The sequence below is a fragment of the Hymenobacter cyanobacteriorum genome (genome assembly GCF_022631375.1).
Taxonomy (GTDB): Bacteria; Bacteroidota; Bacteroidia; order Cytophagales; family Hymenobacteraceae; genus Hymenobacter; species Hymenobacter cyanobacteriorum.
Map to the genome: position 1 here is coordinate 300,378 of NZ_JALBGC010000004.1, position 21,743 is coordinate 322,120.

At 62.4% G+C, this 21,743-nt stretch carries 21 protein-coding genes; 14 read left to right on the forward strand and 7 right to left on the reverse strand.

Annotation, left to right across the window (positions count from 1 at the left end; translation table 11 throughout):
• Positions 1–22 precede the first annotated feature (22 nt).
• Positions 23–2,098 (reverse strand): DUF3857 domain-containing protein, encoded by a 2,076-nt coding sequence (locus MON38_RS15580; RefSeq protein ID WP_241937071.1) that lies wholly within the window; start codon positions 2,096–2,098, stop codon positions 23–25.
• A gap of 229 nt (positions 2,099–2,327) precedes the next feature.
• Here MON38_RS15580 and MON38_RS15585 point away from each other — a divergent pair, with 229 nt between their 5' ends.
• Entirely contained in the window at positions 2,328–2,975 is a 648-nt protein-coding gene (locus MON38_RS15585; protein WP_241937072.1) for a hypothetical protein, read from the forward strand.
• Between the two features lie 54 nt (positions 2,976–3,029).
• Here MON38_RS15585 and MON38_RS15590 read toward each other — a convergent pair whose 3' ends face one another.
• Positions 3,030–4,274, reverse strand: coding sequence for an MFS transporter (locus tag MON38_RS15590; protein ID WP_241937073.1), 1,245 nt, complete (start codon positions 4,272–4,274; stop codon positions 3,030–3,032).
• A gap of 157 nt (positions 4,275–4,431) precedes the next feature.
• Here MON38_RS15590 and MON38_RS15595 point away from each other — a divergent pair, with 157 nt between their 5' ends.
• Together MON38_RS15595 and MON38_RS15600 are read left to right on the forward strand one after the other, a co-directional pair.
• Positions 4,432–4,860 (forward strand): hypothetical protein, encoded by a 429-nt coding sequence (locus MON38_RS15595; protein ID WP_241937074.1) that lies wholly within the window; start codon positions 4,432–4,434, stop codon positions 4,858–4,860.
• A gap of 525 nt (positions 4,861–5,385) precedes the next feature.
• Positions 5,386–5,664 (forward strand): DUF1294 domain-containing protein, encoded by a 279-nt coding sequence (locus MON38_RS15600; RefSeq protein WP_241937075.1) that lies wholly within the window; start codon positions 5,386–5,388, stop codon positions 5,662–5,664.
• A 198-nt stretch (positions 5,665–5,862) separates the two neighbouring features.
• Here the strand turns inward: MON38_RS15600 and MON38_RS15605 are convergent, their stop codons facing one another.
• Complete coding sequence (locus MON38_RS15605; RefSeq protein WP_241937076.1) at positions 5,863–6,441, reverse strand: sugar O-acetyltransferase; 579 nt, start codon at positions 6,439–6,441, stop codon at positions 5,863–5,865.
• An 11-nt stretch (positions 6,442–6,452) separates the two neighbouring features.
• A complete protein-coding gene (locus tag MON38_RS15610; RefSeq protein ID WP_241937077.1) occupies positions 6,453–7,079 on the reverse strand; it encodes a DUF1349 domain-containing protein in 627 nt (208 codons plus the stop codon).
• Positions 7,080–7,326: 247 nt separating this feature from the next.
• Between MON38_RS15610 and MON38_RS15615 the strand changes: the two genes are divergently transcribed.
• The 4 genes from MON38_RS15615 to MON38_RS15630 all read left to right on the forward strand — a co-directional run bounded on the left by MON38_RS15615 (position 7,327) and on the right by MON38_RS15630 (position 11,395).
• Positions 7,327–7,842 carry a HEAT repeat domain-containing protein gene (locus MON38_RS15615; RefSeq protein WP_241937078.1) on the forward strand — a complete coding sequence of 172 codons (516 nt, stop codon included), beginning with the start codon at positions 7,327–7,329 and terminating at the stop codon, positions 7,840–7,842.
• 129 nt (positions 7,843–7,971) lie between these two features.
• A complete protein-coding gene (locus MON38_RS15620) occupies positions 7,972–9,855 on the forward strand; it encodes an ABC transporter ATP-binding protein (RefSeq protein WP_241937079.1) in 1,884 nt (627 codons plus the stop codon).
• A gap of 185 nt (positions 9,856–10,040) precedes the next feature.
• The gene (locus MON38_RS15625) at positions 10,041–10,640 is read left to right on the forward strand and encodes a histidine phosphatase family protein (RefSeq protein ID WP_241937080.1); all 600 of its coding nucleotides are present in this window, start codon (positions 10,041–10,043) and stop codon (positions 10,638–10,640) included.
• Positions 10,641–10,843: 203 nt separating this feature from the next.
• On the forward strand, positions 10,844–11,395 hold the full coding sequence (locus tag MON38_RS15630) for a DUF4136 domain-containing protein (RefSeq protein WP_241937081.1): 552 nt from the start codon (positions 10,844–10,846) through the stop codon (positions 11,393–11,395).
• A gap of 64 nt (positions 11,396–11,459) precedes the next feature.
• Here MON38_RS15630 and MON38_RS15635 read toward each other — a convergent pair whose 3' ends face one another.
• Positions 11,460–12,488, reverse strand: coding sequence for an XdhC family protein (locus tag MON38_RS15635; protein WP_241937082.1), 1,029 nt, complete (start codon positions 12,486–12,488; stop codon positions 11,460–11,462).
• A 414-nt stretch (positions 12,489–12,902) separates the two neighbouring features.
• Complete coding sequence (locus tag MON38_RS15640; protein ID WP_241937083.1) at positions 12,903–14,321, reverse strand: urate hydroxylase PuuD; 1,419 nt, start codon at positions 14,319–14,321, stop codon at positions 12,903–12,905.
• 262 nt (positions 14,322–14,583) lie between these two features.
• Between MON38_RS15640 and allB the strand changes: the two genes are divergently transcribed.
• The 7 genes from allB (at position 14,584) to MON38_RS15675 (ending at position 20,932) form a co-directional block, all read left to right on the forward strand.
• Positions 14,584–15,924 carry an allantoinase AllB gene (gene allB, locus MON38_RS15645; RefSeq protein ID WP_241937084.1) on the forward strand — a complete coding sequence of 447 codons (1,341 nt, stop codon included), beginning with the start codon at positions 14,584–14,586 and terminating at the stop codon, positions 15,922–15,924.
• Positions 15,925–15,928: 4 nt separating this feature from the next.
• Positions 15,929–17,212: a Zn-dependent hydrolase gene (locus tag MON38_RS15650; protein ID WP_241937085.1), complete on the forward strand. Its 1,284-nt coding sequence runs from the start codon at positions 15,929–15,931 to the stop codon at positions 17,210–17,212.
• Positions 17,213–17,421: 209 nt separating this feature from the next.
• Positions 17,422–18,168, forward strand: coding sequence for a (S)-ureidoglycine aminohydrolase (gene allE, locus MON38_RS15655; protein ID WP_241937086.1), 747 nt, complete (start codon positions 17,422–17,424; stop codon positions 18,166–18,168).
• A gap of 76 nt (positions 18,169–18,244) precedes the next feature.
• Entirely contained in the window at positions 18,245–18,505 is a 261-nt protein-coding gene (locus MON38_RS15660; RefSeq protein ID WP_241937087.1) for a hypothetical protein, read from the forward strand.
• Positions 18,506–18,507: 2 nt separating this feature from the next.
• On the forward strand, positions 18,508–19,017 hold the full coding sequence (gene uraD, locus MON38_RS15665) for a 2-oxo-4-hydroxy-4-carboxy-5-ureidoimidazoline decarboxylase (RefSeq protein WP_241937088.1): 510 nt from the start codon (positions 18,508–18,510) through the stop codon (positions 19,015–19,017).
• A complete protein-coding gene (gene uraH, locus MON38_RS15670) occupies positions 19,014–19,352 on the forward strand; it encodes a hydroxyisourate hydrolase (protein ID WP_241937089.1) in 339 nt (112 codons plus the stop codon). Before uraD ends, uraH begins: the two co-directional genes overlap by 4 nt.
• 140 nt (positions 19,353–19,492) lie before the next feature.
• Positions 19,493–20,932: a DUF6986 family protein gene (locus MON38_RS15675; protein ID WP_241937090.1), complete on the forward strand. Its 1,440-nt coding sequence runs from the start codon at positions 19,493–19,495 to the stop codon at positions 20,930–20,932.
• A 164-nt stretch (positions 20,933–21,096) separates the two neighbouring features.
• On the opposite strand, the gene MON38_RS15680 is transcribed toward MON38_RS15675, so the two are convergent.
• The gene (locus tag MON38_RS15680) at positions 21,097–21,594 is read right to left on the reverse strand and encodes a hypothetical protein (RefSeq protein ID WP_241937091.1); all 498 of its coding nucleotides are present in this window, start codon (positions 21,592–21,594) and stop codon (positions 21,097–21,099) included.
• Positions 21,595–21,743 lie beyond the last annotated feature (149 nt).

A 21,743-nucleotide genomic window follows, 5' to 3' on the forward strand; every position in this document is an offset into this window, starting at 1 on the left:
GTTGTTGGGATGAATGACTGGCTCAGCTGCCCGCCTTTTTTTGCACCACCAGCTGCTCGGCCTGCTTTTCGAGCAGCCGGCGATAGAACTCGCGCAGCTGCGGATACTGTGCGGCGGGATACACGGCCTGGTTCAGGCTGAGGCGGCTGGTGAGCGTCACGGTGCCCGGGGTGGGCGTGGCGGCGCTGCACACGTAACGCCCCCCGTTGCCGGGCAGCTCCATGACCACCGCCGTTGGCAGGGCGGCCAGCTCGTAGCCCGCCGGCAGGGCCAGGTTCACCACCAGCGTTTCTTCCTGAGCCATGCCAAAATCGACGGCGAAAGACCGGGTTTCGTGCCGGAAGGGATTGAGCGTGTTGCCGAACTCGCGCAGGGGGCTGAGGTGCAGCGCGCTGCCGGGCGCGCCCTCCTCGGGCTGGTGCACCTCGTAGTCCAACGCCAGGGGTTTGTCGGGGTCGTTGCTATGGGCGAGGGAGAGCTTGCTTAGCGTCAGGGCTTCGTGGTGCTGCACCACCGCAGCCAGGTATTTCTTTTCGCCCAGCTCGGCTACGTGGCTGCGCTCTTCGGCGGCGGCATAGCCGCCGTGTTCGGTGTGCACCTTGCCGCTGAGGCCGCCCTGCGCATCAAGCGTCAGGCTCACCTGCTGGTAGTGCACGCGCCGCTGGGTAGGCGTAAGGTCGAGCCAGCGGCTGGTGGCCGGCGTGGGGCCCACCAGCCGGCCCACGCGGTTCAGGCAGTAGTCGGGCAGCACGCCGCTCGGCAAATGGGGGTTGGTGGCATCAAGCAGCAGGTCGTGCCCATCGGGCAGCGTCACCACGGCGGCCACGTAGTTGAAATATTCAAGCAGCGGAAACTCCTTGCTGACCGCCCCGTGGTCGCGCGTGCTGAGCAGCAGGGGGTGCGCCACGAGGCCGGCATCGCGCAGGGCGCCAACCAGCAGCAGGTTCACATCGGCCGCCGAGCCGCGGTGGGCGTCGTAGGCCTTGCGCAACGGCTCGGGGGCGAAGTAGCGGTTGGTGCCGTCGTAGCGCACGCTGTTCAGCACCAGGGCGCGCACGGCGGCGGCGCGGGCGGCCGGGTCGGGGTGCTGGGCGGCCAGGGCCAGCACCTGGTCTTTCAGAAAGCCGGTGTGGCTCATGCGGCCGCCAAAGTCCTCGTCGGCCAGCAGGCGGGCATTGATTTTGGGCCAGGTACCGGCCAGGTCGCGGTAGGGCTCGTTGGGCCACTGCTCGCCGGCCAGCTCAAAATCGAGGCGGGCAGCATAGTCGGCCAGCGTCGTCATGTAGGGTTCGGGGCGGAGGCCGGGCAGGTTTTGCAGCACCCAGCGGTGCTCTTCGGTCGGGGCCGAAATGCTGAGTATGCCATTGGTCATGCCCGCTCCCAGCCCGCCGCCGTCGCCCACTTTGTTGTCAACCGTCAGCGTCGTCTGGCCCACGTGCACTTCCTGCACGTCGAAGGGCCGGCTCGTCTGGTAGTTGATGTTGTAGCGGTAGAAGCCGGGAATGCTCACCCGGTATTCGCTCCAGCGCACCGGAATGGCGCGCTGAAAAGTCCAGTCCTGAAAATTGAAGAGATAATCCGACGTGAGGGTGTAGGCAAATTCCACCACCGAGCCTTCGCGCACGTTGGGCAGGGTAAATTTCTGCACGTTCACGGTGGGCGTGCGCTTCTCCAGAAATACGCCGCTGGTTTCGAGGCGGGTTTTCTCCACCTTGCCGTTCACCAGGTTGTAGGTCAGGCCGCGCAGGTTGCTCACCTTCTCCGAGTTCTCCTCGCGGTGGTACAGCGGAATTTCCACCGACGCTTCGTCGAAGCCCGCTTTTTTCAGGATTTTGATGCGGGTAATTCGTTCGAATATCACCTGCAGGCCACTGCCGTGCCCTTTCATCTGCGAGCGGCCGTAGTCGCACAGCACCACGGCGGCAGCAGCGCTGTCGGCCACGAATGGCGCCGCCGTAAGGTCTTGCGCCTCTACCTGCCCGAACTTGATGGGGTCGGCCGGGAACTTAGCCGCAGTCTGGGCCCGCACCGGCCGCCACAGCCCCCCAAGGGCCAACAGCGTCATCAGCGCCACGCGCTGCAAATAACATAGCAACATAAAAGAATGGAGTAGACAATCTTCAACCCTTAAACATACTGAAATATTGCGAAACTTCATGCGCAGTTCATGCCGGGAAATTGCCGAATATTTTTTCGGCTGCAATGAAACCGCTTGGCTGATAGTGCGATGTTCAGTGGCGACGCCCGCTATGGTGCTGGCGGGTGGTGCAATGTTGGGGCCGGGCTGCGTTTCTTTGTGGTCGTTCTTCCCTGTTTCATTTCCACGTATGAATTCATTGCCTACTCTGCTGGCTGGCCTGGGCCTGCTGCTGACTACTGCCGCTGCCCACGCGCAAAACGCGCCTGCGGCCGATGTTGCTCCCGCGCTTAAGCCGTTGGCCGCGAGCCGCTACCCAACCACGACGCTCGGCCTGGGCCTTGGCTGGGGCGCCCCCTATGGCTGGGGCGTCGAGCTGGCGTACCTGGCCACCACGAACCTCGACGTGAATGCCGGCGTGGGTTTCACCATCACCGGCGGCAAGTTTGGGATTGGCACGCGCTACTTTTTCCACCCCGAGCGCAAGGTTTCGGCCTTTGTGGGCGGCAACCTGGTGTACAGCACGGGTCTGCACGATATTCACATCACCACCAACACCACTTCGAGCAATGGCGGCAGCACCTACTATGCTTCGGGCGACGATGCCGTGGTGAATTACCTGCCCACCCAGCTGCTGCACCTGCGCGGGGGCGTGCGCTGGCAGCCCATCCGGCGGTTTGCCATGCTGGGCGCGCTGGGCTACGGCGTTGTGCTGGGCGGCGAACCCGTGCAATATGTGTCAGGCAACTTCAACAGCCAGTCGGTGCGCAACTTCGCCAACCTGCTCGCACCCGGCGGAGTAGAATTGTCGTTCGGCGTTGCCTTCGGCCTCGATTAGCAGCGTTGGGGTTGGTATGGGGGACGTCCTGCTCAACCCGGGCACTTTTCCCTGTTACACTACTTCCTCGGCCAGCGGTTCGGGTGTGGTGTCGGCAGCGGGGCGGTGGCCGGCGGGCGCATCCACGGGCACGCGCAGCAGGTAGGCCAGGGCCGCCAGCACGCACGCCAGGCTGAGGCCGTGCACGTAGGGCAGGTGGGCGGCTTGGTTGCTGAAAATCCAGCCCGCCGCCAGTGCGCCCAGCCCGATGCCGGCTTCGAGGGCGATGTACATGGTGGCCACGGCCCGGCCCCGGCGCTGTTCGTCGCTCAGGTCGATGGTCCAGGCGTAAAGCGTGGGCGAGTTCAGGCCCGTGCCCAGCCCAAAAACCACAGCTCCCAGCAGAAACACCGGCACCGAGGGCGTGAAAACCAGCAGCGCCAGCCCCAGCGCCAGCAGGCCCGACGACCAGCGCAGCACCCGCACCCGCCCGTAGGTGTCCGACGACTTGCCCGCCACCAGGCGCACGGCCAGCGAAGCCACCGTGTAGCACAGGTAAAACCAGCCCTTGCTCGTGCCCGTGAGGCCCAGCAGGCGGCTCTGGTCGGGTATCACCGTAAGCACGGCTCCGAACGGAAACAGGCACAGCAGCGTGACCAGGGCCGCCGGCAGCACCCGCGGCTCCAACACCTCGCCCCAGTTCAGCTTCAGCAACCCCCAGCTAAAGCGCTGGCGCTGGGCCGGGGCCAGCGTTTCGGTGAGGGTGCCCTGCACCAACAGCGAGAGCAGAGCCGCCGCACTGGAGCAGTAAAACATCACGTTCATGGAAAAATGGGTGGCCACCCACGAGCCAAACGCCGGCCCGGCGGCCATGCCCAGGCTACCCGTCACGCCGAGCAGGCCCATGGCCTCGCCGCGCCGCTCTACGGGCACAATGTCGGCAATGAAGGCGGCCGTGCCCGTGGGCTTGAAGCCCGTGCTGAAGCCGTGCAGCAGCCGCAGCCCCAGAAACCCCGTGACCGTGAGGGCCCAGGGATACACAAAGCCGCACACAAAGCACACCAGCGAGCCAAATATCATCACCGGAATTCGCCCCACGGTATCGGCCAGCTTGCCCGAAAACGGCCGGCTAAGCCCCGCCGTGAGGGTGAACAACGCAATAATGAAGCCCTTGTACTCGCCCCCGCCCAGCCGGGTGAGGTGGTCGGGCAATTCGGGTAGCAGCAGGTTGAAACTGAGAAAAAACAGGAACGACGACAGGCACATCAGCCAGAAGCCAATGGAGTAGGGGCGCGAGGAAGCAGCGAGGGGTGCGGGCATAGAAGCCGCAAAGGTCGGTAGGAATGAGTGGGTGCCGGCTATGGGAACAAAGTCCCAATCCCTGACGCAGGAGCATCCAACGAACGGTTGAACGGTGGCACCCTATTTGCAAAAGCCCAATAGATTCCGACTTTCATCTCACTCCTTCTTCACTTTTATGAAAAGCTTTTTGCACAAAATCATCGGTGGCTTCTTTTTAACCGGCCTCGTGCTAGGCAATAGCAGCGTACGCGCGCAGGCCCACATCGAAGGCGCTGTGCAACAGGGCAAAGGCGCTTATGTGCAGAAAACCGACCGCACAGAGTGCATCACCAATACGTTGCTGGGCGTGCCCGGCATAGGTCGCTGCCTCCCAATGTCGCAGGAGAAATTTATGGTAACCCCTTCGGGCAGCGCCATGTCGGTATGGAAGGGAGTAGTACCGGCTACGGCGCGGCCCACGCAGCGGCTGGTATACAATGCTACCTGGACGGAAGCCAACAACGATGGCGTAACGCGCACCTATAATACGGTAGCTGTTACCATGCCCGATGGCTCCGTCAAACTCACTCTGATGGACAAAGACAACGGCCACGGCAAAAAATAAGCTCTATCTGCGCCTATATCATTCGTTTAGTGCCTACCAAAAGGCCCCGGCAGTTATGTCGGGGCCTTTTGGTATGAAAAGGAGGAATATCCTTCGTGTTTACAGGATGTCAAATGGCCACCTCTACTGCCAGTCTCAGCTTGATTTAGTGCTTTCCGCGCGGTTTTACTACCTCTTTTCTCGACTGTGCCAGTATCGTTCGGCCGAACGACGACTGCTGCCAACACAGGGCAGCTGCTAGTACTTGGCTGTCGTGCGGAACTAACCCAGGGTGCAATCGCGGCAACAGTTTCTGGCGGGCCGGCCGACACGAAGAAGCCCACGTAGCTGGTGGAGCTGGGACTGCCGAGAGATACCCCATCCTCCCCTTAACCGCAACGCCATAACTTGCGGCCCCGCTGGCGCCAACTGCGTCGGTCAGGCTGCTGGCGTCGCGTCTTCCTCGCTCTTTTTGAAATTGCCCAACCGGTTCAGACCCGCCCCACACCCCGCCCCGCCCAAGCTGCCCGGCCCGCCGCCCGCCCCATGACCATCCTCCTGAGCTGCCTGTTGTTTCTCAATTTGCTGTGTTTCCTGCTCTTCGCCCTCGATAAGCGCAAAGCCCAACGGGGCCAGCGGCGCATCCCCGAAAAAACGCTGCACCTCGCCACGCTGCCTGGCGCGGCCCCCGGTGCGTGGGCCGCCATTTTCCTACTGCACCACAAAAACCGCAAAGCCGCTTTCTGGGGCGTTACCCTGGCGCTGACGCTGCTGCAAGGCGCGGTGCTCTATTTCACCTGGCCCTATTTGCCGGCATCGTTTTAACCGGAGCGACCAGCTGCCGCGGTCGAGATTTGCGCCGGCCAGAACCGAAAGCAGCCCTAGCAGCGGTTGGGGCCAGGGCTCCTTAAGCTACTCTGTTGGATGAATGCGTGCCACTCGCAGACGTACGCTGGCGGGGAGCCTTTCTTCAAGTAGAATTTGAATGTATTCGCCTTTCAGAAAGCCTGCCCTTTCCTTAGCCTAGTCACCCGGCACACGGGGTGGCCGGAGCACGCGCAGGACCCGACAGGGATTGCCGGCGGCCAGCACATCGGCCGGAATATCTTTGGTCACCACGCTGCCCGCTCCAATCACGGTCCGGTCGCCGATGCTGACGCCGGGGCAGAGGATGGCCCCGCCGCCCACCCACACGTCCGCGCCGATGCGGATGGGTTTCGCGTATTCCAGCCCGCTGGCCCGTTCCTGGTAGTCGAGCGGGTGGGTGGCCGTGTACACCTGCACGCCCGGCCCAAACAGGGTGCGGCTGCCGATGGTCACGGCGGCCACGTCGAGAATGGTGCAGTTGAAGTTGAAAAACACCTGGTCGCCCAGGGTGATGTTGGTGCCGTAGTCGCAGTAGAAGGGCGGCGTCACGCCCGGCGCCGGGCCCGCGTGGGGCAGCAGGGCGCGCAGCAGGCGGGTGCGCTCAGCGGGCTGCTCAGCCGGGGCCGCGTTCAGGGCTTGCAGGAGCCCTTGGGTACGCAGGCGCTCGGCCAGCAGCTGCGGGTCCTGGGCATCATAGAGCTCGCCGGCGAGCATCTTCTCTTTTTCGGTGGGCATCGGGGCGGGCGTTATTTGGCGGCGGCGAGGGGCGTCACGGAGAAGTCGGTGAACTCGACGGGGAAACCTTTGCCGTCGGGGGCGGCGCACATCACGCCGATTTGGACCTTCCGGCCGGGCGTGGGCGGGAAGTAGGCCAGGCGCAGCATTTTGAAGTCCTGGTTGTCGAAGGAATACTGAATTTCCACGTAGTCGCCCTTGCGCAGCAGCGTCAGCCACACGGCGGCCGGGCTGTCCTGCCGGGGCACCACCGACCAGTCCGACACCTCGCGGGTCACCACGGCGCTCACGTTCTGCACCCCTTTCACGTACTCGATGCCGGTCTTAATCCAGTTCTTCTCGTCGAGCCGAATCATGAGCCCGGCCTGGTCATAGAGGTCCTTGTACTGGCCCACCACCTTCACCTTGGCGATAAAATCGCCCGGCTGCTCCTGGTAGAAGAAGTGGCCGTTGTCGCGGATGAAGCCGTAGTGGGTCACGCGCCAGAAGTCGGTGCCGCCCTGCACCTGCACCTGGAGCGTGGTGGGGGTGCTGGTGACCTTGGCCGGCGCGTGCAGCCAGTGCATGGTGGTAAAGGATTGGGCCATTGCAGCGGGGGCGGCCAGACAGGCGGCTGCCAAAAGGGGAAGGAATTTCATCAAAGGAAGCGGGAAAAAAGAATGAAAAGGAGCAGAAGCCGGACGGGTGATGAGCCGCGTACGAAACCAAGGTAGCCAGCAGCCAGAACCGCAAGCAGCCCCAGCCGCTGGCGGGGCGGGGGCTTCTTAAGCTACTTCATTGGATGAGTGAGGACCCTACGCCAGTGGAAGGCTTTTCTGGGGAGTAATTTGAGCGCCTTTTTTTGAAAACTTCCGTTATAGTGAACAGTCGCAACTTTGTAGCTTAATGACTACTCTAGACGCTTTAGCTTTCCTGCAAGCCCATCAACCTTTACCTGATGACGACGGGCTAGGACAACGGCCCGACCTGATGCAAACGTACCACGAGGTGCTACAACACCTGCGCGAATACCCGGACCCGCAGTGTATTCCCTTGTTACTGCGGTCCTTTGGGGGCTGGAACGGATTCGGTCTCTACCAAACGGTAGAAGACGTGCTGTACCAATTCAATGAGCAATTAGTAGTGGCGGCGTTGTTGCAGGAGTTAGAACCGCCCAACTGGTTGAACCCCGGCACGCTTTACTGGCACGTGGACCTATGCACCACGTTTTCTAATGCGCGTTTGTTTGACCCATTGGTCGTACTGCTCAATCACCCTCTCGCCGACATTCGGCATGCCGTAGTCTATGCGCTGGGCCTACAAGAAGCGAAGCGCGTGGCTCCCGTGCTGCAACGACAGTTAGCAGTAGAAGACGATGAGGAAGTCATAAAAGCCTTGCGAGAAGTGTTAGAAGAATTATAAGGCTCATTTTAATACACTGCTGGCAGGTAATCAAAACCGAGCGGCCATCAAGCTGCTGTAATAAGCCCCCACCCCCTGCCAAAACGGCCGCCCCCCAAACCCGGCCCCAACCTTGCCCACGCCCCGGCAATGTTTGACTTCCTGAAATCCATCTCCGCCAAGAACCCCAACGCCGGGCGCGGCCCCGAAAAGCCCGCCGTGAGCGTGCGCGAGCGGGTATCGGCCCTGCGCCACCTGCCCGCCTTCCTGAAACTCATCTGGGCCACCAGCCCCGCGCTGGCCTCCGCCAACCTCGTGCTGCGCCTGCTGCGCGCGTTTCTGCCGCTGGCCACGCTCTACGTCGGCCGCCTGATTATCGACGACGTGGTGGCCCTCACCAAACTGCCCGCGGCTGCGCGCCAGCTCACGCCCGTGCTCACCCTCGTGGGCCTCGAGTTCGGCCTCGTGCTGCTCGCCGATGCCCTGGGCCGCGGCGTGGCCCTGCTCGATTCGCTGCTCGGCGACCTCTTCGCCAACCAGTCCTCCATCCGCCTCATGGAGCACGCCGCCCGCCTCGACCTCGACCAGTTCGAAGACAGCACCTTCTACGACAAGCTCGAGCGCGCCCGCCGCCAAACCCTCTCCCGCACCGTGCTCATGAGCCAGGTGCTCAGCCAGGGCCAGGATTTCATCACCCTCGTGCTCCTCGCCGGCGGCCTCGTCGCCTTCCAGCCCTGGCTGCTGGGGCTGCTGCTGCTGGCCGTGGTGCCCGCCTTCCTCGGCGAGTCGCACTTCAACGAGCGCAGCTACTCCCTCTCGCACTCCTGGACGCCCGAGCGCCGCGAGCTCGATTACCTCCGCCAAACCGGCGCCTCCGACGAAACCGCCAAGGAAGTCAAGATTTTCGGCCTCTCCGATTTCCTCATCGGCCGCTTCCGCACCCTCTCCGACGACTTCTACCGCCAAAACAAATCCCTCGTGCTGCGCCGCGCCGGCTGGGGCACCCTCTTCGCCGCCATCGGCGCCGCCGGCTACTACGGCGCCTACGTCTACATCATCGCCCGCACCGCGGCCGGCAGCATCTCGCTCGGCCAGCTCACCTTCCTGGCCGGCTCCTTCGCCCGCCTGCGCGCCCTGCTCGAAGGCATCCTCAGCCGCTTCAGCTCCGTGGCCGACGGCGCCTTGTATCTCCAGGATTTCTTCGACTTCTTTGCGCTCCGGCCGCGCATCGTGCGCCAGGAACTCACCGGCGAGCGGCCCATTCCCTTTCCCCGGCCCATTCAGCAGGGTTTTCAGTTTGAAAACGTCGGCTTCCAGTACAAGAATGGTACAAAATGGGCCATTCGGAACCTCAGCTTCACCCTGCAAGCCGGCGAAAAGCTGGCGCTGGTAGGTGAAAACGGCGCCGGCAAAACCACCCTCGTCAAGCTCCTGGCCCGCCTCTACGACCCCACTGAAGGCCGCATCCTGCTCGACGGCTACGACCTGCGCGAGTACGACCCCGCCGAGCTGCGCCAGGAAATCGGCGTCATCTTCCAGGATTTCGTGCGCTTCCAGCTCCCCGCCGGCCAAAACCTCGCCGTCGGCCGCATCGAAGAGCGCCACAACCAGCCCCGCATCGAAACCGCCGCCCACCAGAGCCTCGCCGATACCGTCATCGCCAAGCTGCCCGGCGGCTACGACCAGATGATTGGCCGCCGCTTCAACGGCGGCGTGGACCTGAGCGGCGGCGAGTGGCAGAAAATCGCCCTCGGCCGCGCCTACATGCGCGACGCCCAGCTCCTCATCCTCGACGAGCCCACCGCCGCCCTCGACGCCCGCGCCGAGTACGAAGTCTTCCAGCGCTTCAAGGAGCTCACCCAGGGCAAAACCGCCGTGCTCATCAGCCACCGCTTCAGCACCGTCCGCATGGCCGACCGCATCCTGGTCATCGAAAACGGCCAGTTTGTGGAAATCGGCTCGCATGAGGAGCTGTTAGGCAAAGGCGGGCGCTACGCCGAGCTGTTCCAGCTGCAGGCCGCCGGGTACCGGTAGGGAACGCCTGTCATCCTGAGCGCAGCGAAGGACCTTCTCACGCAACAACAGTTTGTAGTAATTACTGACGACTACACACGTCATAAGGTCCTTCGCTGCGCTCAGGATGACAGCAGGCGTTTTGAATTACTTCGTCTCTTCCAGCACAAAGCCCGCCGGCCCGGCCGTTTCCCCGTATCGCCCCCATGACTCCCAAACTCACTACCTCCGATAAGGCCCGGCTGTACCTGATTTCCAAACTGCCGCCGTTTGCGCCCAAAGCGCCGGTGGTGCCGCCCGCGCCCGTGCTGCGGGTGGTCATCATCCGGCACGGCGAGAAGCCGCCCGAGGGCGACAACCTATCCTGCGCCGGCCTGAACCGGGCGCTGGCCCTGCCCGCCGTGCTCAACGAGCTGATGCCCTCGCCGCCCAACCTCACCTTCGTACCCGTCATCGGCACCGACGACAAAAACACGACCCGCGTGCGGATGCTGCAAACCGTGATGCCCTACGCCGTGCAGCACAACCTCACCATCAACAGCGACTTTATGGTGGCCAATACCAAGGCCTTTGCCCGGCAGCTGCGCCGGCTGCGCGGCACGGTGCTGGTGGTGTGGGAGCACCACTGCATCGTAGAAATCGCGCAGGCGCTGGGCATTACAGAGGCGCCGGAATGGCCCGATGCCGATTTCGATAGCATCTGGACCATCAGCTTCAGTGGCGGCGGGGCGCGGGGCAAGGCCAAGCGCCCGGTGCTGGCCAAAAGCCGGCAGCATATTCGCCCCTCGGCCACCTGCCCCGGGTAGTCGGCTTGCTGCCGCAGCTCGAATAAAGAGGCCCAGGGTGGCGGTTTATTGGTTGGGGCAGATTTCCTGCTGACGGGTAGAGCCTAAGTGCTTAGTATTTCGTAGATTGGTAGTCCCAATTCCTGCCAAATACACCCGTCGGTATGAAACCAATTATTACGATTTTACTAGGTGCAGCCTTGGCGTTGAGCGGTTGTGCCTCAATGCGCGAAGCACGCGTTGATTCGGACTACAGCTACCGGGGCAATTTTCGCCGCTACCGCACCTACGATTTTGTCACCGGCGCTGGCATCGTGGCCGATACCAGCCGCCTGGGCCAGTCGCTACGCGAGGCCATCGAGCAGCGTTTCCGGGCCCAGGGCTACCGCCGTGCCAACCGGCGGCCCGACATGCTGGTGAATTTTCGGGTGTACGAAGGGGATATGCGCTTCCACGGCTTCGACCAGGAAGACCTGAGCCAGTGGATAAAGCGCAACGTGGAGGAAAACGATGACACGCCCGCAGACCAGCGCCACGGCTACCAGCCCGTGCGCCTGCTGCTGGCCGAAGGCACGCTGCTCGTTACCCTCATCGACGTGAAAAGCAACCGCGCCGTGTGGAACGGGTATGCTTCGGGCGTGACCGTGCCCGATGGCCCGATGGGCGAAATCGTGCTCAAACGCTCCGTCCGCTCCATTCTCGACCGCTACCGCATTTTCACCGAGGAGTTTGCCAAGAGCAACAACGGCGACGCGGCCAGCGAATCGGACCGGTAGCCTGGACCGGTAGCCTGCTGTAGCGCGGACTGTTAGTCCGCGAATTGACTGGCTGACTCGCGGACTACAAGCCCGCGCTACGTCGTACCTGAATCAACTCGGCCGCGATGCTGATGGCAATTTCCTCCGGCGTCTGGCTCTGAATGGGTACCCCGATGGGCCCGCGCAGGCGGGCAATGGCGGCTTCCGAAAAACCCTCTTCGCGCAGACCGCGGCGCAGCTCGGCCACTTTGGCCACGCTGCCCATCACGCCCAGGTAGCGGCAGGGCATGTTGAGCAGCTGGCGTAGCACCACGGCATCGGTGCGGTAGCCCACGGTCATTACCACCACGTAGCGGTGCGGGCCGGGCGGCACGGCGGCGGCCACGTTTTCGTAGTCGATGCGCTGGCGGTGGTGGGCGGCGTGATTGAGGTCGAAAGTGGGCAGGTCGGCACGGTCATCGAGCACGGTCAGCTCAAAGTCGAGCGCCGCCGCCACGCTTGATAAAGCCAGGCTCACGTGCCCACCACCCACGATGGTGAGCTGGTCGCGGAAGCCCAGCCGCTCGCGGTAACGCCACGCCGGGCCGGGCTGGTATTCGTAGAACGCCGGTTGCGCCGGTGAATGCTCGGCCGCTGCAGTGGCGGCAGCAGCTGCGGGAGCTAAGGTTTCAGTGGGCGGCAGAAAGTGCAGGCTGGCGGCCGGGCTCAATTCCAGCCAGCCGCCCCGGAGGGTTTGGAGGCTGTTTTCGATGGCGGCCACGGCCGGTAGGTCGGCGGGCAGCAGCGGCCACAGCAGCACGTCCTGCTCGCCCGAGCACATCATGCCCGAGCGGTCGGCCGGGGCCTCGCGGCGGTGCACCTGCGGGCGCAGCAGCGGCGCCGCGTCGGCCTCGCGCAGGCGCTGGCGGGCCAGCTCCACCCATTTGTGTTCCATAATGCCCCCGCCGATGGAGCCGGCCACGGTGTCGGCCGTCACAGCCATTTTGAAGCCCTGGCGGCCGGGACTGCTGCCCTCGCTGCGCAGCACGGCCAGCAGGGCCACGGGCGCGCCGACGCGCAGGCAGGCAGCAGCAAGCGCCCAAACGGGCAGGTCGCGGGGAGAGGCGGGCATACGCTTCACTTAATTTAGGAATGAGCAATGTTGGAAGCCTGTCATCCTGAGCGGAGCGAAGGACCTTATAACGACTGCTTCATTTGGGATTACTGCAAATCGTTCCTCGATGATAAGGTCCTTCGCTCCGCTCAGGATGACAGGTGTTTCTTGTGCCTCATTGCTTAATTAAGAAAAAAGAATGAAGAATTGTGCACTGGCCGCAGTTTAGCGCGCAGCGCGTAACTGCTGGCCTAAGGTGCGGCGAGTTTGCAACTCGCCATTTTGACAATACGCTGGCGCGCCCTACGGCTAAAATTGCTGCTACGCAGCAGCGAGTTACAAACTCGCGTTACGAAGGCCAGCAGTTGCGCGCTGCGCGCTAAACTGCGGCCAGCGGCAACTACGGCCAGCGCCCAATGGCGGCCGGCAACCTTACTTATTCTGCGCGCCCTGCTCAATCCAGCAGCGAATCAGGTCGCGCTCCTCCTGCGTAATCTGGGTTTTGTTGTTCTGGGGCATGGTTTTGGTCACCACCACGCGTTGCATGATTTTGTCCTTGAGACGGATAATGTCTTCCGGCGTGTCGTACACCACGCCGTTGGGCGGCGACTTGAACACGTCGTCCGTTGGGTGGGCCGAGTGGCACTGAATGCAGCGCTTCTGCACAATCAGGTTCACCTGGCTGATGCCGACTTCCTGGGTGCAGGTGCTGGCCGCGCCCGCGCCGCCCGACTGGGCCGGTGGAGCCGTCACGAACACTACGCCCAGCAGCACGGCCACGGCGGCGGGCAGCACCCACACGGCCGTGTCGGTCTGGTGCTTCTCGCGCAGGTTCAGCCAGTGCTTCACGCCGGCCGTGCCCAGCGTGATGGCCGCCAGAATGGCCCACGGATACGAGTGCCCAAACGTGCTGGGGAAGTGGTTGCTGACCATCACAAACAGCACCGGCAGCGTGAAGTAGTTGTTGTGCAGCGAGCGCGCCAGGGCGTTTTTGCCCAGCGTCGGGTCGAGCGGCGTGCCTTCGGTGGCCGCTTTCACCATGGCCTTCTGGGCCGGAATGATGGTGAAAAACACGTTGCCCACCATGAGCGTGCCCAGCATGGCCCCGAAGTGGATGTAGGCCGCCCGTGCGCTGAACACCTGCGCGTAGAAAAACGCAAACCCCGTGGCAATGAGGAAGCCCACCACTTTGAACCAGGGGCTGCGCACAAATTCGGTGCGGCACAATCCGTCGTAAATCAGCCACGCGGCCACGAACGAACCCACGCCGATGCCCACGCCCGCCAGCGGCGAGATGTCGAGCACGCGCGGGTCAATCAGCATCGAACTGGCGTTGAAGTAGTACACCACAAACAGCAGGCTGAAGCCCGACAGCCAGGTGAAATACGCTTCGTATTTGAACCAATGCAGGCTTTTGGGAATCACGGGCGGGGCGGACTTATACTTCTCCAGGTAATAAAAGCCGCCGCCGTGCACGGCCCAGAGGTTGCCGGCCAGCTCCTCGCGCACGTTGTCGGTGCGGTTGAGGGCATTTTCGAGGAACACGAAGTAGAATGAAGCCCCAATCCAGGCGATGCCGAAGGTGATGTGCATGAGGCGCACCACAATATTGAGCCACTCCAGAATGTGGCCGGCCCAGGGCGTGTCGCGGGCCAGCACATAGCCGATGCCCACCGCCGCTATGACGGCCAGCAGCATCAGCAAGTAGGAGTAGCCGGCCAGCGTGGTGCCGCTCTGGCCGATTTCGCCGCCGCCGGGCCGGTTTTTGGCCGCGCGCTGCAACGCGAAAATAACGCCCAGCAGCAGCAGAAACGTGAGCAGCAGGGCAAACAGGGTAACGTATTGAATCATGGGGGTAAGCGGTAATGGGGGAATTTCGGGTAGAGGGGTAGAGGCAGGGAACAAATTATTCAGAACGTCATGCAGAGCGCAGCGAAGCATCTTTACCGCCACCACTAATCTTTTCTTACCTGCGATTGGATTGCATTGCGCGGTAAAGATGCTTCGCTGCGCTCTGCATGACGGCCTTTCATCGGAACGTTACCGTTCTTCCGTCCCCGCCAATTAATTAAACCGGGAAAAAGCCCCCAATTTAGCGCCAAATTCTGCTATCATGTCAACTCTTGCTTTGCGCAGCCAGCGCGTGGTCACGCCCGAGGGCGAGCGCGCCGCCACCATTCTCATCGAAAACGGCCGCATCAGCGCCCTGCTGCCTTATGAGGCCGAAGTCGCGGCCAGCGCGGAAGTGACCGACGTGGGCCACCGCGCCATTCTGCCCGGCGTGATTGACCCGCACGTGCACATCAACGAGCCCGGCCGCACCGACTGGGAAGGCTTCAACACGGCCACTAAAGCGGCCCTGATGGGCGGCCTCACTTCGCTGGTGGATATGCCGCTGAACTCCGCGCCGGTCACGACTTCAGTGGCCAACCTGGAGCTGAAAAAAGCCGCTACCAAGGGCCAGCTGCATTGCAACGTGGGGTTCTGGGGCGGCGTGGTGCCAGGCAATGCGGCCGAGATTGAGCCGCTGATTGCGGCCGGCGTGCTCGGCTTCAAAGCCTTTCTCACGCACTCGGGCATTGATGATTTCCCGAACGCTACGGAGGATGATTTGCGGCGCGTGATGCCGATACTGGCCCGGTACCAGTTGCCGCTGCTGGTGCACTGCGAACTATCGGAAGACAACAACGACTGGAAGCAGAACCACCACCGCTCATACCCGAACTACCTGGCCTCGCGTCCCAAAAAGTGGGAGGACGACGCCATTGCCATGATGATTCGCCTGTGCGAAGAGTTGGACTGCTGGGTCCACATCGTGCATTTGTCGTCGGCCGATTCCATCGCGCCCATTGCGGCGGCGAAAGCAAAGGGTCTGCCGCTAACGGTGGAAACCGGCCAGCACTACCTCTACTTCAACGCCGAGGACATTGCCGATGGCCAGACGCAGTTCAAGTGCGCGCCGCCCATCCGCGAGAAGGAAAACAACGACCAGCTGTGGGCCGCGCTGCAAACCGGCATCATCGACTTCGTAGCCACCGACCACTCGCCCGCGCCGCCCGACCTCAAGCAGCTCGAAAGCGGCGATTTCACCACGGCCTGGGGCGGCATTGCGTCGCTGCAGCTGGCTCTTCCGGTGCTCTGGACGGCCGCCCGCCAGCGCGGCGCCGACCTTAAAGACATTGCCCGTTGGCTGAGCCAGAACCCCGCGAAGCTGGCTGGGCAAACCGGCAAAAAAGGGCAGATTGCGCCCGGATTCGATGCCGATTTAATCGTGTTCGATGACGAAAAAACCTTCGTGGTGCGCGAGGAAATGATTCAGCACAAACACAAAGTGTCGCCTTACCTTTGGCAGGAATTGACGGGCGTGGTAGAATTAACTTTCTTGGCCGGTGAGCTGGTTTTCCGCCACCCCGATTTCCTTCAGCTCGACCACGGTACGTTCCTAACCCGCTAACCGCATGCAGCCCGATTATTCTTCCCGCGCCGCGCGCATCATGGCGCGCATCCACGAACTGGCCGCCATCAGCGAAGACGCCGACGGCGTGACGCGCACCTTCGGCACGCCCGCGTTTTTGCAGGGCCGCGCCCTGGTGCAAAGCTGGTGCGAAGCCGCCGGCCTGGCCACCCGCCTCGATGGCATCGGCAACCTGCGCGCGCGCCTCGTGAGTGCCAACCCGCGGGCCAAAACTTTCGTGCTGGCCTCGCACATCGACACCGTGGTGAATGCCGGCAAGTTCGACGGCCCGCTGGGCGTGCTCATGGGCCTCGATTTGCTCGAAACCCTGCGCGAGCGCCAGGCCGCGCTGCCCTTCCACGTCGAGCTTATTGCCTTCAGCGACGAGGAAGGTGTGCGTTTCCACACCACGTATCTGGGCAGCAAAGTGGTGGCCGGCTCCTTCGACCACGGCTGGCTGACCCGCGCCGACGCCGGCGGCATCACCCTGGCCCGCGCCCTGGAAATGATGGAAGCGGACGCCGCCCGCATCGCCGACGATGCGATTCCGGCCGACGACTGGCTGGGCTATTTCGAGATGCACATCGAGCAGGGCCCGGTACTCTGGGAGCGGCAGCTGCCGGTGGCCCTCGTCACGGCCATTGCCGGCCAGATGCGCGTCGAGCTCACCTTCACCGGCATGGCTGGCCACGCCGGCACCGTGCCGATGGACATGCGCCAGGACGCCCTCTGCGCCGCCGCCGAGTTCATCCTCATCGCCGAGCAGTTTGCTCTCACGCACGGCCGCGGGCTGGTGGCCACTGTGGGCAAGCTCGCGCTGAGCCACGCCGCCAGCAACGTCATCCCCGGCGAAGTGGTGTGCAGCCTCGACCTGCGCAGCCCCGATGCCGGCCAACTCGCCGATGCCTACGCGGCCCTGAAAGAATACACCGAAGCCCTGGCCGCCCAGCGCAACGTGGCCCTGGGCTGGAACCTGGTGCAGGAAACCGCTCCCGCCGCCTGCGACGCCGGCCTGAACGAAACCCTGGCCGAAGCCATCGCCGATGCCGGCCACGAAGTGGTGGCGCTGGTGAGCGGCGCGGGCCACGATGCGGTGCCAATTTCGGCCGTGGCCCCGGTCACGATGATGTTCATTCGCTGCTACAAAGGCATCAGCCACAACCCGCTGGAAAACGTGGAAATCGCCGATTTGGCCGCCGCCATTGAAGTCGCCGACCGGTTTCTGGCGCGGCTGGCCGTGGACGTGGCCCGGCAGCAGGCCGAAGCAACGGCGGGCCTGCGCGGCTAATTTTTTTGCAGTGACGCAAGAAAGGTGCGGATGTCCTAAATTGCCGCCCGCTTTGCCGGTTTTTTTGCGCTGGTAAGCCCATTCGAGACCGTCATGCTGAGCTTGTCGAAGCATCTCTACCGCGAGAGTAATTAGTTACTTCTTGGGCAGAGATGCTTCGACAAGCTCAGCATGACGGTTTGTTTCTCCCGATTTATCCCACCCAGAACATGGAAATGTCCGCCCTGACGCGCTCGGTTGTGAAGCGCAACCACGCCATCATCGCCCCCGACGGCTACATCAACAGCAACGTGCCCGGCTGGACCGGCTGCACCACCAACGTCATCATCAACGAGCAGATGGGAGCGAACCTGTGCCAGACGCTCATCACCCTCACCGAGGTCGGTAACATCAAGGGCGAAACCGAGGCGTCGCAGATTTTCTTCTACGTGGTGCAGGGCGGCTGCACGGCCACCGTGGGCGGCGAAACCCGGGCGCTGAAAGTGGGCGAATACGTGTATGTGCCGGTGGGCCAGAGCTACGAATTCAGTCAGCCCAGCGCCGGTACGCAGCTTTTGACCTTCCATAAAGTGTACGAACCGCTGTCAGGCCACGCCACGCCGGGCATCTTCTGGGGCGAGCGCGACTACAGCAAAGCGCCCGTGTACATGAACGATGAGGCCCTGCGCATCCAGGAGTTGCTACCGAACGAGCCGGGCTTCGACATGGCCGTGAACATCTTCACCTACGGCCTCGGCGGCAATCTGCCGATGGTGGAAACCCACATCATGGAGCACGGCCTGATGTACCTCGAAGGCCAGGCCATCTACATGCTCGACCAGTGCTGGTACCCGGTGAAAAAAGGCGATTCCATCTGGATGGCCCCGTATTGCCAGCAGTGGGCCACGGCCATGGGCCAGGAGCCGTCGGTTTATATCTACTACAAAAATATGAACCGGTTTCCGACGGTGAAGTAGCACGTCAGTTCAAAATAGAAAGTCATGCTGAGCGCAGTCGAAGCATCTCTACCGCAGTAAGTAATTAATTGCCCAGATGAAAATCATCGAATGGTTACTTTCGTCGCTGGCGTGGTTCCAGATATTTATATCCCCGGCAATTATTGGCGCATTTCTCGGGGTAATTATATGGCTGAATACGCGCAATGTCTGGGGCTTGAGTGCGGCAATAATCGCTGTGCTAATCGGCTGCGGTGCAGGTGCTGCTTTCGCTGAAAAAGTCCGGCGACGCAAAGGCACGATTGAATTCATGTCCCGCAATATTGCTCATCCGGAACTGCGCGAAAAAGAGAATTAATAATGACCGTCGAAAAACTCAACCATCTCCCCAAACCCGCCCTCGCCGAAGCCCTGCAAAAGTGCTGTGGCTCGACCGCTTGGGTAGAAAATATGCTCGCCGCCTTCCCCGTGTCTGACGCCGAAACGCTGATGGACGAGGCCAACACCGCGTGGAATAAGCTGGACGAAGCCGACTGGCGCGAAGCCTTCACCCACCACCCCAAAATTGGCGGCGATGTGGAAGCCCTGCGTGCCAAATTCGCCAGCACCAGCACCTGGGCCGAGGGCGAGCAGGCCGCCGTGAAACAGGCTTCACAGGAAACGCTGGAGGCGTTGGCAACTGGCAATGAGGACTACGAGCGCAAGTTCGGCTACATCTTCATTGTGTGCGCCACCGGCAAAACGGCCGACGAAATGCTGGCTCTGCTGCAAGCCCGCCTCACCAACGACCCCGCCGACGAAATCCTCATCGCCGCCGCCGAGCAGAACAAAATCACCCGCCTCCGCCTCGAAAAACTCCTCGCCGCATGAGCCAGATAACTACCCATATTCTCGATACGACCAAGGGCAAGCCGGCGGCCAATGTCAGCATCGCGCTACTGCAACAAGTAGGGGAGGAATGGCAGGAAATCGCCCGCGGCAAAACCAACGCCGACGGCCGCATTCCCGACTTATTGCCGAAAGAAAAACAGGTGGAATTGGGCGTGTATAAAATGAAATTCTACACCCAGGAATATTTCGCGCAGGACGGCACGGCCAATTTTTATCCCTTCGTGGAAATTGTATTCAACGTGGCCGAAAACGCGCACTACCACGTGCCGCTGCTGCTGAATCCGTTCGGGTATTCCACTTATCGCGGGTCGTGATTTTGGTGGCCAGAACGATTGTATAGACGCGACACATCGCGTCTCCTCGTTGAACGACGCTACCACAACCAGCAATAACAACATCAGCAACGCCGAGACGCGAAGTGTCGCGTCTCTACATCGCAACATCAATTCCCACCATGAAACTCAGCTTACAAGATTCCGACAAAGCCGTTCTGCTCGACCAGCTCGGCGAAGCCAATATCAAATTCCAGAAAACCTACCCCGGCGACCGGCCCGACCGCCAGCCCGTGCACACCGTGTACGGCGGTGCCAACCTCTTCAAGGCCGACACCTGCGTGAAGATGGGCGAAATCGCCCTTAACAACCTGCTCACCTACGCGCCCAACTTCGTGGAGCTGGCCCGCGCGCTGCAGTTCAAAAACCACGAGCACCTGCCGCACCTCGAAGCCGACGTGGCCGCCCTAACGGCCAAGCTCGATGCTATGAGCCCGGAGGACCGCAAGCAGGAGCCCGCCTGGCTAGCTTATTCGGTGTACAACAAGATTGTGGCGAAGCTGAAGCGCGAGGCCGTGGAAGACTTCCGCGTCGATTTTGAAGACGGCTTTGGCAACCGGCCCGATGCGGAGGAGGACGAAACCGCCGTGCGTGCCGCCAAGGAAGTGGCCAAGGGCATGCAGCAGGGCACGCTGTCGCCGTTTATCGGCATCCGCATCAAGCCCTTCACCGAAGACCTCAAGCAGCGTGGCGTGCGCACGCTCGACATTTTCCTGACTACGCTGCTGGCTGAAACCGGCGGCAAATTGCCCGACAATTTCGTGGTAATGCTGCCCAAAGTGACCATTCCGGAACAGATGACGACGATGGTGCGCCTGTTTGAGTTGCTGGAAAAGGCCAACGGTCTGGCCCCCGGCACCCTCAAAATGGAGACGATGGTGGAGGCCACCCAAATCATCATGGATGAAGAGGGGCGCAACCCGCTCATGCGCATCATCCGGGCCAGCGAGGGGCGCTGCGTGGCGGCCCACTTCGGAACCTACGACTACACGGCCAGCTGCGGCATCACGGCCAAGTATCAGACGATGGCGCATCCGGTGTGCGACTTCGCCCACCACATGACCAAAGTAGCGCTGGGCGGCACCGGCATCTTCCTCTCCGATGGCGCCACCAACGTGATGCCCATCGGCCCGCACCGCGGCGACAACCTGACGTTTGCCCAGCTGCGCGAAAACCGCGAGTCGGTGCATAATGCGTGGCGGCAAGCGTACCACCACAGCACGCACTCGCTCATCAACGGCTTCTACCAGGGCTGGGATTTGAACCCCGCGCAGCTGCCCATGCGCTACGCGGCCACCTACAACTTCTTCCTCAGCAGCTACGACGACGCGGTTTTCCGCCTGAAAACCTTCGTGGAACGCGCCGCCATCTCCACCCTCACCGGCGACATCTTCGACGACGCCGCCACCGGCCAGGGCCTGCTCAACTTCTTCCTCAAAGCCCTGAACTGCGGCGCGATTTCGGAAGATGAGATTCTGGCGACGGGTTTGACGCTGGAAGAGGTGCAGACCCGCTCGTTCTTCCGCATCCTGGAAGGGCGGCGCGCGAAGGCTGCGAAGTAGCGCGGTCCCGCGAAACCTTACGGGAACACTTTGGGGCGGCTCCTTTCCAAAAAAGCGGGGAGCCTAACGAGTTCTAACAAAAAAGACCCACTGCATTCAGCACTGGGTCTTTTTTGTTGGTTTATGAATCGCCAGTAAGCGAAGCAGCAAGCGGCCCCGCCACCCTACAGCCAGGCGGCGCTGAGGGCGTACGACACGGCCATGACTCCCGAGAACACGGCGCTGGCCATGAAGCGTCGGCCGATAGCCACGCGGTTCTGAATGTAGTAGTTGGCCGCCAGCGAAACCGGGGCGTTCAGCAGGAAGGAGCGGCCGGCGACGGGCAGCAGCGCCAGCGACAGCGTTTCGGCGGCGCCTCCGAACACGCCCAGAAACACGTAATGCCGGGCAATCCAGAGCGGGTTGAAGTAGAGCAGGGTGAGGGCCGCGCGGCCGGTTTTGCGCAGTTGGCTGCCGTCGGGGCGGGTGGGCACCCGGGCGTCGAGCCAGCGGAAGTAGGCCGGCACCTCCGTGGAGTAGAGCAGGCCGCCCACCAAGGCCATGCCCAGCAGCCGCAGCCAGCTAAACTGCTGCAGCAACAGCGCGGCGGCCGTGTCGCCGGCGGCGTAAATCAGGAAGCCCTGGACGTGGGTACCGAGGGGAATAGGGCGAGTAAGTTGCACGGAACGGATAGGGCCGTAAAAATCGGGGTGCAAAATTACGAAAATCCTTTCCGGCGTCATAGGGGCGGCGAAAGAAAATGGCGGGTGGGGTTGGGAAGCCCGCGCCGGCCCAACTCCTTCCCCAAAGCCCTGCGCTGCGGCAGAAACAA

Excerpts from the sequence above, each read along its gene's own strand:
- MON38_RS15675 (WP_241937090.1), top strand. The coding sequence starts at position 19,493 with ATGAAACTCAGCTTACAAGATTCCGACAAAGCCGTTCTGCTCGACCAG.
- MON38_RS15580 (WP_241937071.1), bottom strand. The coding sequence starts at position 2,098 with ATGTTGCTATGTTATTTGCAGCGCGTGGCGCTGATGACGCTGTTGGCC.
- MON38_RS15620 (WP_241937079.1), top strand. The coding sequence starts at position 7,972 with ATGTTTGACTTCCTGAAATCCATCTCCGCCAAGAACCCCAACGCCGGG.
- MON38_RS15625 (WP_241937080.1), top strand. The coding sequence starts at position 10,041 with ATGACTCCCAAACTCACTACCTCCGATAAGGCCCGGCTGTACCTGATT.
- MON38_RS15590 (WP_241937073.1), bottom strand. The coding sequence starts at position 4,274 with ATGCCCGCACCCCTCGCTGCTTCCTCGCGCCCCTACTCCATTGGCTTC.
- MON38_RS15585 (WP_241937072.1), top strand. The coding sequence starts at position 2,328 with ATGAATTCATTGCCTACTCTGCTGGCTGGCCTGGGCCTGCTGCTGACT.
- MON38_RS15640 (WP_241937083.1), bottom strand. The coding sequence starts at position 14,321 with ATGATTCAATACGTTACCCTGTTTGCCCTGCTGCTCACGTTTCTGCTG.
- allE (WP_241937086.1), top strand. The coding sequence starts at position 17,422 with ATGGAAATGTCCGCCCTGACGCGCTCGGTTGTGAAGCGCAACCACGCC.
- MON38_RS15605 (WP_241937076.1), bottom strand. The coding sequence starts at position 6,441 with ATGCCCACCGAAAAAGAGAAGATGCTCGCCGGCGAGCTCTATGATGCC.
- MON38_RS15650 (WP_241937085.1), top strand. The coding sequence starts at position 15,929 with ATGCAGCCCGATTATTCTTCCCGCGCCGCGCGCATCATGGCGCGCATC.
- MON38_RS15630 (WP_241937081.1), top strand. The coding sequence starts at position 10,844 with ATGCGCGAAGCACGCGTTGATTCGGACTACAGCTACCGGGGCAATTTT.
- MON38_RS15660 (WP_241937087.1), top strand. The coding sequence starts at position 18,245 with ATGAAAATCATCGAATGGTTACTTTCGTCGCTGGCGTGGTTCCAGATA.
- uraH (WP_241937089.1), top strand. The coding sequence starts at position 19,014 with ATGAGCCAGATAACTACCCATATTCTCGATACGACCAAGGGCAAGCCG.
- uraD (WP_241937088.1), top strand. The coding sequence starts at position 18,508 with ATGACCGTCGAAAAACTCAACCATCTCCCCAAACCCGCCCTCGCCGAA.
- MON38_RS15635 (WP_241937082.1), bottom strand. The coding sequence starts at position 12,488 with ATGCCCGCCTCTCCCCGCGACCTGCCCGTTTGGGCGCTTGCTGCTGCC.
- allB (WP_241937084.1), top strand. The coding sequence starts at position 14,584 with ATGTCAACTCTTGCTTTGCGCAGCCAGCGCGTGGTCACGCCCGAGGGC.
- MON38_RS15610 (WP_241937077.1), bottom strand. The coding sequence starts at position 7,079 with ATGAAATTCCTTCCCCTTTTGGCAGCCGCCTGTCTGGCCGCCCCCGCT.
- MON38_RS15595 (WP_241937074.1), top strand. The coding sequence starts at position 4,432 with ATGAAAAGCTTTTTGCACAAAATCATCGGTGGCTTCTTTTTAACCGGC.
- MON38_RS15615 (WP_241937078.1), top strand. The coding sequence starts at position 7,327 with ATGACTACTCTAGACGCTTTAGCTTTCCTGCAAGCCCATCAACCTTTA.
- MON38_RS15600 (WP_241937075.1), top strand. The coding sequence starts at position 5,386 with ATGACCATCCTCCTGAGCTGCCTGTTGTTTCTCAATTTGCTGTGTTTC.